Raw genomic sequence first — 16,081 nt, forward strand, 5'->3', positions numbered from 1 at the left:
GTGCTGCACCGTGCGGTGGTCGCGCCGCCCGCCGGCCGGGAGGCCCGTGCCGGCCCCGCCCCGCGCCTCCCGTCCGGCGCCCGGTCGCGTCCGCGGGCCCGCGTCGCCTCGTGCGCGCCGGCGCGGCCCGCAGTCCGCTGCCCGCTGCCCGCTGCCCGCTGCCCGCAGCCCGCGAAAGCGACAGTGTGCCGCCGAACGTTCGCGCCGATCTGTCGCTCTGGCGGACCGGACGCGGCGACGACCCGCGGATGTGTCGCTTTCGCGGGTTGGTCCGCCGCCGGTCAGGCCTCGGTGCGCCTCGGGTCGCTCGGTGTCGTGCCCGCGACGGCTGCGGCGGCGGCCGCTGCGGCCGCGCCCTCGCGACCGAGCGTGCTCTCGCGCGGCACCAGCTCGCTGCCGAGCACGACGGTCCGGTGCACGTGCATCGGGTCGGTGAGCTCCTCGAGCAGCAGTTCCACCGCGGCCGCACCCATCTCGGAGCCGTGCATCGTCACCGAGGTCAGCGGCACCGCACCACCCCACGCCACGGAGTTGTGGTCGCAGCCGGACACGGGGATGTCCTCGGGGACGCGGATCCCGGCGGCTCGGAGCTCGGAGACGACCGCCATCGCGAGCAGGTCGGTCACACCCAGCACCCCGTCGGGGCGTTCGTCCTCGGGCATCCGGGCGATGCGGAGCCCGGCGTCGGTGCCTCCGGGCGGGTCGATGTCCCCGGCGTCGACGTCGACGAGCTCGACCCCCGGGTGCGCCGCGACGGCCCGCAGCACGCCGGCCCGTCGGCGGTCGACGGGCTGCAGGTCCGGACGGGCGCTCACGAACCCGATGCGTCGGCAGCCGCGGTCGATCAGGTGCTCGGTCGCCAGGAACCCGGCCTGCTCGTTGTCCACGACCACCGCACACGCGTCGGGCTCGGTCGGCTCGTAGTTGACGTACACGACGGGTCGGCCGTGGCGCCGCGCGACCTCGACCTGGTCGCGGGACTCCGTCATCGAGGCGAGCAGGATCCCCGACACCCGGGCGCTCTCGAGGTAGGCGAGGTGTTCGCCCTGCGCCTGGAGGTCGTCCTCGCTGCTGGCGATCAGCAGGGTGAAGCCGCGTTCCCGTGCGGCCAGCTGTGCGCCGTTGACCATGTCGCTGAACAGGGAGTTCCGCAGCGACATCACCACCAGGCCGATCGCGCGCGTGCTGCCGGACACCAGCGCCCGGGCGTTGCGGTTCGGCGTGTACCCGAGCGCGTCGATCGCGTCCCGCACGCGTGCGGCGGTCGCGTCGGCGACCCGCTCGGGGTGGTTCAGGACGTTCGAGACGGTCGCGAGCGAGACCCCGGCCCGGGCTGCGACGTGGTGCACGCTCGGCGGACCGTCGCGCCGGGGGACATGCACCATGCTCCGATCGTAGGCGGCGGGGGAGCCGTGTCCGGACCGGGCCCTAGGCGTCGGCGACGGAGGACTGCCGCACCACGAGCTCCGGTGTGAACTCCACGTGCTCGAGGTCGATGTCCTGCCCCTGCTCGACCTGCTTCGTCAGGAGTTCGATCGCGCGGCGACCGAGGTCCTGCGCCGGCTGCCGCACGGACGTCAGCGGGACCACCGCGGACTCGGCGAACGCGATGTCGTCGTACCCGACGATGGCGATCTGCTCGGGCACCGCGATGGTGCCGCGCATGATGAAGGCCTGTTCGAGCCCGACGGCGAGCAGGTCGTTGGCGGCGAAGACGGCGTCCGGGCGATCGGCGGCCGGGCGGGCCTGGATCGCTTCGCCGATGCGGCGCCCTTCGAGCACGGACAGCGAGGTGGTCGGCAGGGCTTCGAGCCGGATGCCCGCGGCCTGGGCGGCGGCGAGTGCCCCGGCGTGCCGGTCGGCGACCTGGCGGATGCCGAACGGCCCGCCGACGAAGGCGATGTGGGTGCGGCCGATCGCCGCGAGGTGCTCGACCGCGATGCGGCCACCCGCGACGTCGTCGACGGAGACCGAGGCGAAGTGCTCGTCGTCGGCACGACGGTCCACCAGCACCACGGCGGTGCCCTGGTCGCGCAGCCGCGCGAGCCGGGACAGGTCGTCGCCGGCGGGGGAGATCAGGAGTCCGGCGACACGGCGTTCCTCGAACAGGTCGACGTAGGTGCGTTCACGGTCGGTCGACTCGTCGGAGTTGCCGATCAGGACCGCGAGGCCGTTGTCCATCGCGGCGTCCTCGGCGCCCCGGGCGACGTCGGTGAAGAACGGGTTGCCGCCGTCGAGCACGATGAGGCCGACGGTGGAGCTGCGCCCGGCTCGGAGCTGCCGTGCGGAGTCGTTGCGGACGAACCCGAGCGTCGCGATCGCCGATTGCACGCGTTCCACCGTGCCGGGAGCGACCTTGTCGGGGCGGTTCAGCACGTTCGACACCGTGCCGAGGGACACGCCCGCGAGCGCTGCCACCTCTCGCACACTGACCGCCATGTGGCCATCCTGGCATCGGCGCGGTCCGCGCGGTCGGCCCGCGCCGTGATCTGTGGAAAACGCGGACGGGAGGCGCGGGGCGGGCCGGTGCCGGGCCTCCCGTCCGTGGGGTGGTCGCGTCGACTGCCCGCGCACGGTGCGAGGCGTGAGGCTGGTGCGAGGCGCGCGGCCGGTGCGAGCCGTGCGGCTGGTGCGAGGTTCCGCACTCGGTGCGGGGTGGAAAGGCTCGCACCGAGTGCGCAACCTCGCACGGGGCGAGCGCCCGCGCACGGTGCGAGGCGCAGCCAGACGAAACCGCTCTTGCCAGCGCGCGTACCGGAGCGCTATCGTCCTCGTCGTCCCGTTGAAACGATTCACCGACGAACACGCGAACGGAGGACCAATGGCGGTCCGCATCGGAGCCCGGAACACCACGGGCTGGAAGGCCACCGTCTCGGTGGCCATGTCGAACTACATCGAGTCGGGGTCGATCATCGCGATCGCCACGAGCCTCAGCCTGTGGCAGGCAGAGTTCCGGATCGGCGACCTCGAGGTCGGCCTGCTCGCGAGCCTGTCCGCGAACGCCTTCGGTGCCGCCGTCGGCGCGATCGTCGGCGGACCGCTGTGCGACCGGTACGGCCGGAAGTTCATCTACACGTACGACCTGCTTCTCTACATGCTCGGCATCCTGCTCGCGGTGTTCGCCGGCAGCTACGGCATGCTCCTGGTCGGTTTCATCCTGACCGGCATCGCCGTCGGGGCGGGCGTGCCGGCGAGCTGGACCTACATCGCCGAGCAGGCCCCCGCGGACAAGCGTGCGGCCCACGTCGGCACGGCACAGCTCGCGTGGTCGATCGGACCGATGGTCGGGTTCGCCCTGGCGATCGCCGCCGCCCCGCTCGGTCTGCTCGGGAGCCGCCTGATCTTCGCCCACCTGTTCGTCGTCGCCGCGATCGTGTGGTGGCTCCGCCGCGGGCTGCCTGAGTCAGCGATCTGGAAGGACGAGCGCGCGGCCACCGGCACGGCGAACTTCTTCCACGGGATCACGCAGCTGTTCAGCCGCCGGAAGAACCTGACCGCGATGCTGTTCCTGTTCGGCGTCTACGCGCTCTGGAACACCGTCGCCGGGCAGGCCGGCATCTTCCAGCCGCGGGTGTACGCGGCGACCGGGGTCACGAGCGTCACCGAGCAGTACGGACTGCAGATCCTGGTCTGGGGCTGCACCGTCGCCGCGACGTACTTCGGCTTCATGCGGTACGCCGACCGGGTCAGCCGCCGCGCGCTCTACGCCGCCGGGGCCGTGCTGGCGATCATCGCGTGGGCCGTCCTCATCTACGCGCCCGCCAACCTCGGCACCCTGCTGTTCTTCGCCGTGGCGTGGGGCGTCTCGTCGGGCATCGGCGCACAGGCGTTCTACGGCCTGTGGACGAGCGAGCTCTTCGCCACCCGGTACCGCGCCAGCGCCCAGGGCGTGCTGTTCCTGGCCGCCCGTGTCATGGTCGGACTGCTGAGCATCTGGTTCCCGCTGCTGCTGTCGGACATCGGGCTGCGGGCCCTCGGCGGCCTGATCCTCGGCCTCCTCGCGCTGTCGTTCCTGGTCGGCACGATCTGGGCACCGCGCACGCAGGGCAAGACCCTCGAGGCGATCGAGGCCGAGCGCTACGGGACCGTCACCACGGTCACCGGGACGGTCCGCGCCGCCGACGAGCGCACCGTCCACGACGCCGAGCAGCGCCGCCGCGAACAGGCCGGCCGGTGACCCGCGTCTGCTTCCGGCTGCAGGTGCAGGTCGAGCTGCTCGACGCCTACCGCGAGCGGCACGCCGCCGTGTGGCCGGCGATGCTCCGGGCGATCGCGGCGGCGGGGCGGCGGAACTACTCGCTGTTCCTCGACGACGACGGACTGCTCATCGGGTACTACGAGACCGACTCGGTGGCCGATGCGGACGCCGCGCTCGCGGCCTCCGAGGTTGCCGCGGCGTGGGAGGCGCACATGCAGGACCTCTTCGCCGGCGCCACCGGGCGCGCCGACCAGACGGCGCGGGTGCTGCCCGAGGTGTTCAACCTGGAGGACCAGCTCGCGGCAGCACCGGACTGACGGGGGCCGTGGCTACCGTGGACGCATGCAGCCGCCAGCAGCCGGGACCCTCCGCATCCTCCACCTCTCCGACACCCACCTGACCGGCGACGGAGCCCTGCACCAGGGCGCGGTCGACACCACGGCCGCCCTCGAACGGCTGCTCGCCCACGTCGACGAGGTGCCCGGCATCGGGCTGGTGGTGGTCTCGGGCGACGTCTCCGAGGACGGCAGCCCCGAGTCCTACGCGACCGTGCGGGACCGCGTCGGCGGCTGGGCGGAGCGGCACGGTGCGGCCGTCGTCGCGGTCCCCGGCAACCACGACCTGCGCGAGGGCTTCCGGCAGGTCCTGGCGAACGGGCACGTCCTGGGCGACGGCGGCACGGCGCTGCTGCACACGCTGGAGTACCTGCCGCCGACGGTCCCCGTCTCCGGGCAGTCGGTCGTCGCCGGGCGCCGGATCGTGACCGTCGACACGAGCGTCCCGGGTGCCGGGTACGGCGAGCTCAGCGACACGGCGCTCGAGCACCTGCGCACGGCCCTCGCCGAAGACGCCCACAGCGGCCCGGACGACGCCCCGCACGGCACCGTCGTCGTCCTGCACCACCCGCCGCTGCCCGCCCCGACCGAGCTGCACGAGGCCCTCCGCCTGCAGAACCCCGAGGCGCTCGCCGACGTCATCCGCGGTTCCGACGTGCGGGTCGTCCTCGCCGGCCACTACCACCACCACTTCGCCGGGTCACTCGCAGGCGTCCCGGTCCTCGTCGCCCCCGGTGTCGCGAACGACACCGACGTCGTCGGCCCGTACGACGAGGAATCGGCCGTCGTCGACAGCGGCGCACTCGTCGTCGACGTCGCCGCGGACGGCTCCGTCTGGTCGACACCGGTCCGCGTGCCACGGGGTGACGCCGACCCGCGGGCGTTCCGCCTCGACCCCGAGACGGTCCGCGCCGTCATCGCGGCGGCCGGCAAGCACTGAGCCCGGTTGCGTCGGCTCCACGCGTGGGCCCCACGCGCGGTGGACGCGGGTGACGGCGGACTGGAGGCCCGTGGCGGCGCCGCCACGGGCCTCCAGTCCGTCGTCTGGTGACGTCCACAGCCGCGGTACCCCACGTCTTCGGGTTGCGTGCGGGAACACCGAGTAGCACGGACGCACACCTGGAGCGAAGGAGCACCCATGCGAGTCGGCAGTGCAGTGCAGTACGACCGGTACGGCGACTTCGACGTCGTCGAGCTCGTCCCCCAGCAGAAGCCCGAGGCCGGACCGGGCGAGATCGTCGTCGAGATCGTGGCCGCAGGCCTGAACCACATCGAGCGGTTCCTGCGCGAGGGGAAGCTCCGCGACCACGTCGACCTCGAGTTCCCCGCACACCAGGGCGTCGACTTCGCCGGCATCGTGCGCGCGCGGGGCGACGGCGTGAAGGACCTCCGCATCGGCGACGAGGTGATGGGACACGCGCCGACCGGCGGCGCCCACGCCACGTGGATCGCGGTGCCGCGCGGCGCCGTCATCAAGAAGCCGGAGCACGTCGGGTGGGAGGTCGCCGGCGGCCTGTACCTGGCGGGCTGCACCGCGGTGTCGGTCGTCCGGTCGCTCCGGCTCGGACCGCAGGACACCGTCGTGATCTCGGCCGCAGCCGGTGGCGTCGGACACATCGAGTGCCAGCTGGCGCACGACGCCGGCGCGACCGTGATCGCCCTCGGCAGCCCCCGCAACCACGACTACCTGCGACAGATCGGCACGCTCCCCGTCGCCTACGGCGAGGGCGAGGAAGACCGCATCCGCGACATCGCCGACGGCCGGCCGATCACCGCGTTCATCGACAACCACGGCGAGAGCAACGCCGAGCTGCTGGCCGAGCGGCTCGGCGTCGGCCAGGAGCGGTTCGTGTCGTCCGAGGAGCGCCGGGACATCGAGGTCCGGTTCCTCCGCGCACCCGCCGAGGACGAGGAGACCCGCGAACTGCTCACCCTGCTGGCGAAGGCCGTGCAGGACCGTCGCGTGCAGGTCCTGATCTCGGGCTTCTACCCGTTCGAGTACATCGTCGAGGCCTACGAGGACCTGGCCGAGATGAAGTCCCGCGGCAAGGTCGTGATCGGGATGCAGACGGTGGAGACCGGGGCGCGGCTCGACTGGTACCGCTCCGAGAAGGCCCGTGACCTGCGCGACCGGTACGCCGATGCGCGGGGGACCGACACGGAGACGATGGCCGGTGGATCGGCGTCGCCCGCGAGCTGAGCGAGCGGAACGAGCTGAGCGTTGCAGGGGCCCGACACCGTCGTGCCGGGCCCCTGCCGCGTCAGCTCAGGATGTCCTTCGAGGCGAACCGGCTGTACGCCAGCGCCCCGAACACCACGACGTACCCGAGCTGCAGCACCGCGTTCGACCCGAACGAGTCGAACGAGATCGGGTCGCGCAGCAGGTCGCCGAACCCGAGCCACTGGTGCGAGAACAGGAACGGGTGCAGCCAGTCGAGCTGGGGGAGCTGGTCGAGCACCTGCGACGCCCCGGCGAGCACGACCGTCGCGGCCATCGCGCCGACCGGCACGTTCGTCAGCGTCGACGTGAACATGCCGATCGCCACGAGCCCGAGCATCGACATCGCGACGTACAGCGCGAGCAGCAGGGCGCGTCCGGCGTACGACCAGCCGCCCACCTGGGTGCCGGAGAGCAGCGTGACGGGGCCGATCGGGAACAGCACGGCGCCGATCGCCGCACCGACCAGCACCACCAGCAGGGTGGCGGCCAGGCAGAACGCGACGGCACCGGCGAACTTCACCAGGATGAACCGCACGCGGCCCGTCGGTGCGACGAGCAGGTAGCGGATCGTGCCGTGGCTGGCCTCGCCCGCGACGGTGTCACCGGCGACCACGCCGACGGTCAGCGGCAGGAACAGCGGGATCGACACGGTCAGTGCGGTGAACGCCACGAACAGGCCGTTGTTGGTGATGTCGCCGAGGAACGCCGGCCCGCCGTCATCGCCGTCGGTGGTGAGCTTCACGGCGACCGCGATCAGGATCGGCACGAGCGCGAGCGCCCCGAGCATCGCCCACGTGCGGCGACGCCGGAACACCAGCGCGAGTTCGGAACCGAGCAGTGCGAACGGGCGCTGCCGGCGGCGGACGGGCAGGTCGCGCACGGCCGCGTCAGGCTGCGACATCGAATCCCTCTCCGGTGAGTGCGACGAACAGGTCCTCGAGGGTGCCGCCGCCCACCGTCAGGCCTCGGACCCGGACGTCGGCGCGCACGAGTTCCGTGGTGATCGTCTCCGGCAGCAGCTCGTTCGGCAGGTCGGCCACCAGTACGTCGGCCCCGCCGTCGTGCCGCGGGGTGAGCCCGAGTCGGGTGAGGACGGAACCGGCCTGCCCGATGTCGGGCGTCCGCACGGTCACGGTCCGGGCCCCGGCTGCGCGCAGCTCGTCGAGGGGGCCCTGCGCGACGATCTTGCCCGTCCGCATGACGGCTGCGTGCGTGCAGACCTGTTCGATCTCGGCCAGCAGGTGGCTCGACACGAACACCGTGGTGCCGTCGTCGGCCAGGGAGCGGATGAGGTTGCGGACCTCGCGGGTGCCCTGCGGGTCGAGGCCGTTGGTCGGCTCGTCGAGCACCAGCAGGTCGCGCGGGGACAGCAGGGCGTTCGCGAGACCGAGCCGCTGCTTCATGCCGAGGGAGTACGCGTGCGCCTTCTTGTCGGCCGCGTGGGTCAGCCCGACGCGGTCGAGGGCACCGGCCACGCGGGCCTTGCGGGTACGCGGGTCCGAGGTGGGGTCGGCGGCGTCGAAGCGCTGCAGGTTCGCCCGGCCGGACAGGTACGGGTAGAAGGCCGGCCCCTCGACGAGCGCGCCGACGCGGGGCAGGACGTCGTGCAGCGCCTTCGGCATCGGTTCGCCGAGCAGCTCGATGGTGCCGCCGCTCGCGCTCGAGAGCCCGAGCAGCATCCGGATCGTGGTGGTCTTGCCGGAACCGTTCGGCCCGAGGAACCCGAACACCGCGCCGCGCGGCACCGCCAGGTCGATCCCGTCGACCGCACGCTGCTTGCGGAACACCTTCTGGAGGCCCGTGGTGCGGATCGCCAGGTCGGGTCCCGGTCCGGCCGTGCTCGCCTGGTGGTCGGCTGAGCTCGCCCCGGCTGTGCTCACCTCGTGGTCGTCCGCGCTCACTTCGCGGCGTCGACCAGGGAGGCGACCGGCACGGCACCCGCGAGCACGCGGCCGTCGTCGGTCAGGTAGACCGAGACGAGCGACGTCTGCACGGCACGGCCGCCGTCGACGGGCTTCGTCAGCTGGTCGAGCAGGCCCGAGGCCTCGCCCTCGAGCCCGGACCGATCGACCGTACCCGCGGGGAGCTCGGCGATGGTGCTCCAGCCCGTGCCGGTGAAGGTCGGCTCGTCACCGTTCGGGGTGCCACGGTGGTCGCCGTGCTCGCCCTTCGCGTGGGATCCGGCCTCGGACAGGTCCTTCTCGGTCACCTTCGCGTTCGACGGCGGGGTGAAGTCGAAGAGCCGGGCAGCGGGGGCGCCGTAGTCGAGGCTCGTGAACCCGACCTGCACCGCGGGGTCGTCCGCGCCGGCGGCTTGGACGCTCGCGCGGAGCGGGAGTCCGGTCTGCTGGTCGACGGCCAGCCGGACGGCTCCGACGAGGGTGTCGGACGACTTCGGCGTCAGGGTGATCTGCCAGGCGTCGTGTCCGGCGACGCTGACCTCGGTCGGCTTCGACACGGTGGTGGTCGGGGTGATCGCGTCGATGGCCTGCTTCGCGATGTCGGCCGGGGTCGTCGTGCCGTCCTGCGGGTCCTCCGCGGTGTCGCTCGGCAGGGTCACGTGCGTGGCCGTGCGCTCCTTCGAGTCCCAGGTCCAGACGTCCGAGCCGTTGCGGACGACGTCCTGCTCGGCGAGCTGCTGCGTCAGCTGGACGCGCTGCTTGTCGGGGCCGTCGACGTAGACCCGGGCGGTGTGCGACGCGGTGAGCAGCCCGAGCACGTCGGAGGCGTCGCCCTCGAGCGAGGAGCCGCCCGAACCCGTCGGCAGTTCAGGGAGGCCGAGCGCGCTCGTCTGCGAGAGCTTCCCCGAGTACTGGGCGTCCGACGACTTCGCGATGCTGGCGATGACGGCCGCCGCGCTGGGGTTCGTCCCCGCGATCGGGTCGTTCGCGGCGTTCGCGATCATCGGCGCGGCAACGGCGCCGGCGACGACGACCGGTGCGATGACGGCTGGCAGCCAGGCTGACTTCTTCATCGGGTTCCCCTCGTGGAGCATTGGAGTCGTCGGTACGGTACGTCCGGCCCCCGACAGGCAGCTGGGCGTTGCGCGGGGGACTACGCCTGGGCGTCGACGCCCGCGGGCGCGCTGCCGTCGTACTCGCAGATGGCGTTGACCTTCTCGGCGCTGGCACTTGAACGGTCGAACTCGTAGCCGAGCCACTCCTTCGCCAGACGACGCGCGAGCTCGATGCCGACGACCCGCTGCCCCATGCAGAGGACCTGGGCGTCGTTCGACAGGACCGAGCGCTCCACGCTGTAGGAGTCGTGCGCGGTGACGGCGCGGATGCCCGGCACCTTGTTGGCGCTGATCGCCACGCCCAGTCCGGTGCCGCAGATCAGGATCGCCCGGTCGGCCTCGCCGTTCGCCACCAGCCGTGCGGCGTCGACGGCGACGTGCGGGTACGCGGTGTGGCCGTCCGCGTCGACGCCGACGTCCCGCACGTCGGACACCCGGTCGTCGGCGAGCAGGTCGGCCTTGATGATCTCCTTGTAGTCGAACCCGGCGTCGTCGGACCCGATCACGAGACGGTACGTCATGTCTGTGCTCCTCCCGCGCCCCGAGGTTCCGGGCGCTCCCGAATCAGTCTGCGACGGCCGTGGACATCTGTCCAGCACACAATTTCTGCGTTGCGCGTGGCGGTAGCATCGCACCATGTCGGCCGAGACCCCCACCCCGGACGGAGCCCGCACCCGGTTCCCGCTGGACACCGTCTACCAGGCGGCGCGGATGTACTACCTCGAGGACGCCACCCAGGTCGAGATCGCCTCGCGCCTCGGCGTCTCGCGGCCGACCGTCTCGCGGCTCGTGGCCGAGGCCCGCAAGGCCGGACTCGTCCGCATCGAGGTCGTCGACCCGTTCCAGGACGAGACCGTGGCGCTCGCCGAACGGCTGCAGGTCGTGCTCGGGCTCCGCGCGGTGCACCTCGCCGCGGTCACCCATGCCGCCACGCTCGGTGCCGACCTGGCCGCGCCGCTGGCCGCCGCGGTCGAGGGCATGGGGCTCGTCCCCGGCGACGCCGTCCTGATGTCGTCGGGGCGCACGGTGTACGACGTCGCACGGTCCGGCATGCCGACCATGCCCGGGGTGCAGCTCGTCCCGACGGTGGGCGGGCAGGCCGACCCGATGCCGTGGTTCCAGACGAACGAGATCACCCGGACGGCCGCGGAGCACTCCGGCGCGATCCCGGCGTTCCTGTTCGCCCAGGCGCTGCCGTCCCCGGTGATGCGGTCCACCCTCGACGAGGACCCGGCGTTCCAGCACGTCGTCGGGCTCTGGAGCCGGGCGAAGGGCGCGATCCTCGGCATCGGGGCGCCGACCCACACGCGGGACGCGCTGGCCCGGGGCATCCCGGTCGAGGACGTCGCGTTCGACCGTGCCGCCGGCGACGTCTGCCTCAACTTCTACGCCGCGGACGGCTCGCCGATCGAGTTCCCCGGCAGCGACCGGATGGTGCGGACCTCGCGCGAGATCCTGTCGACCGTGCCGCACGCGGTCGGGGTCGCCGTGGGCAGCGCGAAGGTCACGAGCATCGTGGCCGCGGTGCGGGGCGGGCTCGTCAACGAGCTGGTGACGGACGCCGCGACGGCGCGTGCCGTGCTCGACGCACTCGCCTGAGCGCTCCGGCTCGGTGCCTGATCCTTCCCATCACGCGTGCGATGGATGGTGCTTTCGGGCATACCTGGTCGTTTCTTCCCGGTAGGTACGCCCGGTTTCGGTAGGTACGCCCGATTCCGGCAGGTACGCCCGGTTTCGGTAGGTACGCCCGAGTCCGGCAGGTACGCCCGAGTCCGGCAGGTACGCCCGAGTCCGGCAGGTACGCCCGGTTTCGGGGGCGACCGTCGGCGGCCTGGAGGCGCGGGGCGGGGCCGCACCGCGCCTCCAGGCCGGTGGTCCCACGTCTAGCGCGTGCGCCGCACGTCCCACAGGTGGTGCACCGGGTCGTGCGCGTAGTAGGTGGCGAGCGTCGCAACGGTGAAGGCGCTGCCGTCGGACCGGAGCCCGGTGCGCTCGAGCACCTCGTCGGGCACCGCCGCGAAGGCCCGGGCCGCGCGGTCTGCCGACTCCCGCAGTTCCCGAGCGACGACCGCGGGGTCCTGCTCGCCGTAGCGGTCCTCGACGGCGGTGGCGTCCTGGTCCCAGTTCGGGAACGTCGGGGCGTCCTCGGTGAGCATCAGCTCGAGGCGCTCGGCCATCTTCCGGTGCACGTCCCGCACGTGGGCGCCGTACTCGAGCGGTGACCACGTGTGGTCGTCCGGGCGGTCACGGACGTCGTCGCGCGTGAGGACTCCGGGCCACCCGGCCGTGTTCTCGTCGATGATGCCCGGCACGTCGCGGACGGTCACCGCGCTGCCGTCGTAGCCGCACTCGGGACACGCGGACTCGATGACCCACGTCCAGTTCTTCGTCTCGGGTTCGATCGCCATGGGCCGATGTTATGGCCTCGTTACTCAGCTTTCGGGTTCACCGGACTGGTGCGGATCGGCGGGGACCCCCGTTCGGGTGACACGCCGTTCCCTGAGAATCACCGGCCAATGACATTTCGGTTGCTCGGTAACGTCGCTCGCTGTTCTGGGCCGGTTCCCGACGGCCCACCGATCTTCTCGAGGAGCGATGCATGGGTTCCGACCCCAGCAGTACCCACACCCGACCACACCGACGGCTGCGCGAGAGCGACGTCACCGTGGTCGACAAGAGCATGATGCGACGAGCCGTCAGCGGCATGGTCGTCGGCAACACCATGGAGTGGTACGACGTCGGTGTGTACGGCTACCTGGCCGTCACGATGGGGAAGGTCTTCCTGCCGACGGCCGAACCCTCGGTGCAGATCCTGTTCAGCCTCGGGGTGTTCGCGGCGACCTACATCGCACGGCCCCTGGGTGGCATCGTGTTCGGACGCCTCGGCGACAAGATCGGCCGGCAGAAGGTGCTCGCGACGACGCTGATCATGATGGCGGCGTCGACGTTCCTGATCGGGGCGCTCCCCGCGTACGCGACGATCGGCGTGTTCGGCCCGATCCTGCTCGTCGTGCTGAAGCTCGCGCAGGGCTTCTCGACCGGTGGTGAGTACGCCGGGGCGACGACGTTCGTCACGGAGTACGCCCCGGACCGCCGTCGCGGGTTCTTCGCGAGCATCCTGGACTTCGGCAGCTACCTGGGCTTCGCGCTCGGTGCCACGGTGGTGTCGGTGCTGCAGCTCACCCTCGGCGAAGAAGCGATGACCGCCTACGGCTGGCGCTTCCCGTTCCTGGCGGCCGGTGTGATCGGCGTCGTGGCGATCTACTTCCGTCTGCGCATCGAGGAGTCGCCGGTGTTCCAGGCGACCCAGGCCGCGCAGGAGGCCGCGACCGAGTCCCGTGCGTCCTTCGACGGAGAGCGTCCGGCCAACGTCGTCGCGATGGTCCGTCAGCACTGGCGCCCGATCGTCATCGCGATCATGCTCGTCGCCGCGTCGAATACCGTCGGCTACGCCCTGACCTCGTACATGCCGACGTACCTGACCGACTCGCTCGGGTACTCCGCCATCGACGGCACGCTCCTGACGATCCCGGTGCTCCTGCTGCTCGCGGTGATGCTCCCGCTGACCGGCAAGCTCTCCGACCGCCTCGGCCGCCGAGTCGTGATGTGGATCGGTGCGGCCACCACGGTCGTGCTCGTCGTGCCGGCCTTCATGCTGATCGGGCACGGGGCGCAGTGGTCGACGCTCGCCGGCCTCGGACTGCTCGCGCTGATGACCGCGCTGTGGGTGTCGAACCAGGCCGCGTCGCTGCCGGCGCTGTTCCCGACCTCGACGCGGTACGGCGGCATGGGCTTCGCCTACAACATCGCGATCGCGGTGTTCGGTGGGACCACGCCCCTGATCGTGCAGGCGCTGCTCACCGCGACGGGTGACGAGCTCGCGCCGGCGTACTTCCTGATGGCGATGAGCGTCGTCGGAGCGATCGGTGTCTTCTGCATGAAGGAGTCCTCGCAGCGCCCGCTGCCCGGGTCGATGCCGGCCGTGGAGACCGAGGACGAGGCGAAGGAGCTCGTGCTCACGCAGGACACGAACCCGCACCTGGACCTCGGTGACCTGCCGTTCGCGGCGCAGGACGCGGCGGCTGCCGCTGCGCGCGAGGCTGCTGCGCGGGAGGCGTCGCCGGTGCGGTGACGCTGCGGTTCTCGACGTGACCACGGACGGGAGGCGCGGTGCGGGTCCGACCCGCACCGCGCCTCCCGTCCGTGCGTGCGCACACTGCGACGATCCACGCGACGATCGACGCGCGTTCTGTCGCAGCATGCGCACGGAGCGGATGTGTGCGCATGAGGCGACGATGCACGCGTCGATCGACTCGTGCTCTGTCGCAAGACGAGTGCGCACTCGCCCGCACACGCGCACCCTCACTCGTGCCGGTGCTCCGACGCCGGGTCCACCGCGGGCCACACCGGGAACGGGTCCGGCCAGCCGCGCCAGACGTCCGGCCCGGCGAGCAGCTCCGACGGCGTGAGCAGCGCCCCGTCGAGCGCCCGCTCGATCGCCCGGACGTCGAGCTGCTCGCCGACGAACCACAGCGCCTGCCCGATCGGGGCGTCGGCGTCCCACGACGGGTTCGCGGTGGGGTCGAGCGCGAGCATCGACCCGAAGCTCGACCACGAGCCGACGTGGTCCGGCCGGGACGCCAGGCGGAAGAACCCCCGCGACCGCAGCACGCGGCCGTTCACCCCGGCGGACAGGTCGTCGGCGATGACGGAAGACAGTCGTCCGGGGTGGAAGGGCAGCGGCTCCCGGTAGCGCATCGAGACCAGGGCGTCGCGGGCCTCACGCCCGGTGTCCGCACCGCTCGACAGCGCCCGCATCCAGCCGGCACCGGTGGCGAGCACCCGCGCGGCTCCACCGTTCGAGGCCGGCAGGTCGGCGGCGCTCCGGATCGCGGGCAGGGCGACGATCACGGCCTGGGGTGCCATCCGGTGCAGCAGTGACACGAGCGCCCGTCGCCGACGGCCCGACAGCGGTTCGATGCGGTCGAGGGCGATCACCGTCGCGTACTCGACGAGTGCGGCCATCCGGTCCGCGGCCACGAACGCGTCGTCGACGTCCGACCACAGCAGGTGCGCGACGTCGTCGGCCCGCAGCACCCCGACGACGTGCCGCAGCACCCGGTCGTCGCCGGTCTCGGACCGTGCCGCGTTGGCGAGCAGCATGCCGACCGCTCGGGCATCGGCCCCCGGGTGCAGAGTGACGACGAGCCCGTGGCCCGCGTCGGGTCCGCAGACCCGGTCGAGCTGGTCGGCGCGGTCGGCCACGGCGCGGGCGGTGGCGAAGGCACTCCCGGCGACGTGCATCCGGTGTCCGTCCGAGATCCGGGCGGCGACGCGGTCGGCGTCGACCTGGTGCAGGGCGGTGACGAGGGTGATGGCAGCAGCACGCATGTCCGCTACTGTAACTGAAAACTGTTATCAACAAGGAGGCTCGTCGTGAAGGTCCGCAACTCCCTCAAGGCCCTGAAGAAGATCCCCGGCTCGCAGGTGGTCCGACGCCGGGGTCGCGTCTACGTCATCAACAAGAAGAACCCCCGCTGGAACACCCGGCAGGGCTGACGTCAGCGGCGGTCCGTAGGGTGGCGGCATGCGACTGCTGCTCATCCGCCACGGCCAGACCCCCGCGAACGTGCACGGCATCCTCGATGCCGTGGTGCCCGGACCGGGGCTGACCGAGCTCGGGCAGCAGCAGGCCGACGCCCTGCCCGCAGCGCTCGCCGACCGGGGGATCGAGCGACTGTTCGTGTCGTCGATGGTCCGCACGCAGATCACCGCGGCGCCCCTGGCGACCTCGCTCGGCCTGGAGCCCGTGGTGCTGCCGGGCCTGCGCGAGATCGAGGCGGGCGACACCCAGGGCAAGAGCGACAAGGTGTCCGTGCAGACCTACATCTCCACCGTGCACGGCTGGTCCGGCGGCGACCGGACGACCCGGATGCCCGGTGCCGAGAGCGGCGTCGAGTTCTTCGAGCGCTACGACGACGCCGTCCGGCAGATCGAGGCCACCGGGGTCGCGGTCGCCGCCGCCGTCAGTCACGGTGCCGCGATCCGCACGTGGGCGAGCGCAGCTGCGCAGAACACCCCGGACCACTTCGGCACGAAGCGCCACCTGGAGAACACCGGCATCGTCGAGCTCGAGGGCTCGTTCGCCGACGGCTGGCGCCTGGTCGACTGGGAAGGCGAGCCGGTCGGCGGCGACCAGCTCATCGACCGCACGGCGCTCGACCCCACCGGCGAGCGTTTCTGACGCGACCAGCGGGTCGCCGACGCGACCAGCGGGTCGCGAACGCGACCACGAACGGACGGGAGGCCCG

The 16,081-nt window shown here is 72.2% G+C and carries 16 protein-coding genes; 8 read left to right on the plus strand and 8 right to left on the minus strand.

The window, feature by feature from the left end; genetic code table 11:
- Window positions 1-281 precede the first annotated feature (281 nt).
- Window positions 282-1,385, minus strand: coding sequence for a LacI family DNA-binding transcriptional regulator (locus BIU91_RS08370; protein WP_071405039.1), 1,104 nt, complete (start codon window positions 1,383-1,385; stop codon window positions 282-284).
- A 43-nt stretch (window positions 1,386-1,428) separates the two neighbouring features.
- Entirely contained in the window at window positions 1,429-2,439 is a 1,011-nt protein-coding gene (locus BIU91_RS08375) for a LacI family DNA-binding transcriptional regulator (RefSeq protein ID WP_071405040.1), read from the minus strand.
- A gap of 382 nt (window positions 2,440-2,821) precedes the next feature.
- Between BIU91_RS08375 and BIU91_RS08380 the strand changes: the two genes are divergently transcribed.
- The 4 genes from BIU91_RS08380 to BIU91_RS08395 all read left to right on the plus strand — a co-directional run bounded on the left by BIU91_RS08380 (window position 2,822) and on the right by BIU91_RS08395 (window position 6,733).
- On the plus strand, window positions 2,822-4,177 hold the full coding sequence (locus BIU91_RS08380; protein ID WP_084740893.1) for an MFS transporter: 1,356 nt from the start codon (window positions 2,822-2,824) through the stop codon (window positions 4,175-4,177).
- On the plus strand, window positions 4,174-4,515 hold the full coding sequence (locus tag BIU91_RS08385; protein ID WP_071405041.1) for an L-rhamnose mutarotase: 342 nt from the start codon (window positions 4,174-4,176) through the stop codon (window positions 4,513-4,515). The genes BIU91_RS08380 and BIU91_RS08385 overlap by 4 nt, the downstream gene beginning before the upstream one ends.
- Before the next feature lie 25 nt (window positions 4,516-4,540).
- Window positions 4,541-5,473 carry a metallophosphoesterase gene (locus tag BIU91_RS08390; protein WP_071405042.1) on the plus strand — a complete coding sequence of 311 codons (933 nt, stop codon included), beginning with the start codon at window positions 4,541-4,543 and terminating at the stop codon, window positions 5,471-5,473.
- 198 nt (window positions 5,474-5,671) lie between these two features.
- Window positions 5,672-6,733, plus strand: coding sequence for an NADP-dependent oxidoreductase (locus tag BIU91_RS08395; RefSeq protein ID WP_051596869.1), 1,062 nt, complete (start codon window positions 5,672-5,674; stop codon window positions 6,731-6,733).
- A 61-nt stretch (window positions 6,734-6,794) separates the two neighbouring features.
- On the opposite strand, the gene BIU91_RS08400 is transcribed toward BIU91_RS08395, so the two are convergent.
- The 4 genes from BIU91_RS08400 to BIU91_RS08415 form a co-directional block, all read right to left on the minus strand.
- A complete protein-coding gene (locus BIU91_RS08400; RefSeq protein ID WP_027466217.1) occupies window positions 6,795-7,655 on the minus strand; it encodes an ABC transporter permease in 861 nt (286 codons plus the stop codon).
- Window positions 7,642-8,571, minus strand: a complete 930-nt coding sequence (locus BIU91_RS08405) for an ATP-binding cassette domain-containing protein (protein WP_071405120.1) — start codon at window positions 8,569-8,571, stop codon at window positions 7,642-7,644. Before BIU91_RS08405 ends, BIU91_RS08400 begins: the two co-directional genes overlap by 14 nt.
- Before the next feature lie 80 nt (window positions 8,572-8,651).
- A complete protein-coding gene (locus BIU91_RS08410) occupies window positions 8,652-9,728 on the minus strand; it encodes an outer membrane lipoprotein carrier protein LolA (RefSeq protein WP_071405121.1) in 1,077 nt (358 codons plus the stop codon).
- A gap of 80 nt (window positions 9,729-9,808) precedes the next feature.
- Window positions 9,809-10,291 carry a ribose-5-phosphate isomerase gene (locus tag BIU91_RS08415; protein ID WP_071405044.1) on the minus strand — a complete coding sequence of 161 codons (483 nt, stop codon included), beginning with the start codon at window positions 10,289-10,291 and terminating at the stop codon, window positions 9,809-9,811.
- 115 nt (window positions 10,292-10,406) lie between these two features.
- Between BIU91_RS08415 and BIU91_RS08420 the strand changes: the two genes are divergently transcribed.
- Entirely contained in the window at window positions 10,407-11,369 is a 963-nt protein-coding gene (locus BIU91_RS08420; protein ID WP_071405045.1) for a sugar-binding domain-containing protein, read from the plus strand.
- 284 nt (window positions 11,370-11,653) lie between these two features.
- On the opposite strand, the gene BIU91_RS08425 is transcribed toward BIU91_RS08420, so the two are convergent.
- Window positions 11,654-12,178: a DinB family protein gene (locus BIU91_RS08425; protein ID WP_071405046.1), complete on the minus strand. Its 525-nt coding sequence runs from the start codon at window positions 12,176-12,178 to the stop codon at window positions 11,654-11,656.
- 191 nt (window positions 12,179-12,369) lie between these two features.
- Here BIU91_RS08425 and BIU91_RS08430 point away from each other — a divergent pair, with 191 nt between their 5' ends.
- Window positions 12,370-13,902, plus strand: coding sequence for an MFS transporter (locus BIU91_RS08430; RefSeq protein WP_071405047.1), 1,533 nt, complete (start codon window positions 12,370-12,372; stop codon window positions 13,900-13,902).
- Between the two features lie 230 nt (window positions 13,903-14,132).
- Here the strand turns inward: BIU91_RS08430 and BIU91_RS08435 are convergent, their stop codons facing one another.
- Window positions 14,133-15,161 carry a GTP-binding protein gene (locus tag BIU91_RS08435; protein ID WP_071405048.1) on the minus strand — a complete coding sequence of 343 codons (1,029 nt, stop codon included), beginning with the start codon at window positions 15,159-15,161 and terminating at the stop codon, window positions 14,133-14,135.
- A gap of 45 nt (window positions 15,162-15,206) precedes the next feature.
- Between BIU91_RS08435 and ykgO the strand changes: the two genes are divergently transcribed.
- Both ykgO and BIU91_RS08445 read left to right on the plus strand, forming a co-directional pair.
- Window positions 15,207-15,329, plus strand: a complete 123-nt coding sequence (ykgO, locus tag BIU91_RS08440; RefSeq protein ID WP_017888460.1) for a type B 50S ribosomal protein L36 — start codon at window positions 15,207-15,209, stop codon at window positions 15,327-15,329.
- Between the two features lie 28 nt (window positions 15,330-15,357).
- Window positions 15,358-16,014 carry a histidine phosphatase family protein gene (locus tag BIU91_RS08445; RefSeq protein ID WP_042538188.1) on the plus strand — a complete coding sequence of 219 codons (657 nt, stop codon included), beginning with the start codon at window positions 15,358-15,360 and terminating at the stop codon, window positions 16,012-16,014.
- Window positions 16,015-16,081: the final 67 nt, after the last annotated feature.

Source organism: Curtobacterium sp. MMLR14_002, from assembly GCF_001864975.1.
GTDB classification, from domain to species: Bacteria; Actinomycetota; Actinomycetes; order Actinomycetales; family Microbacteriaceae; genus Curtobacterium; species Curtobacterium flaccumfaciens.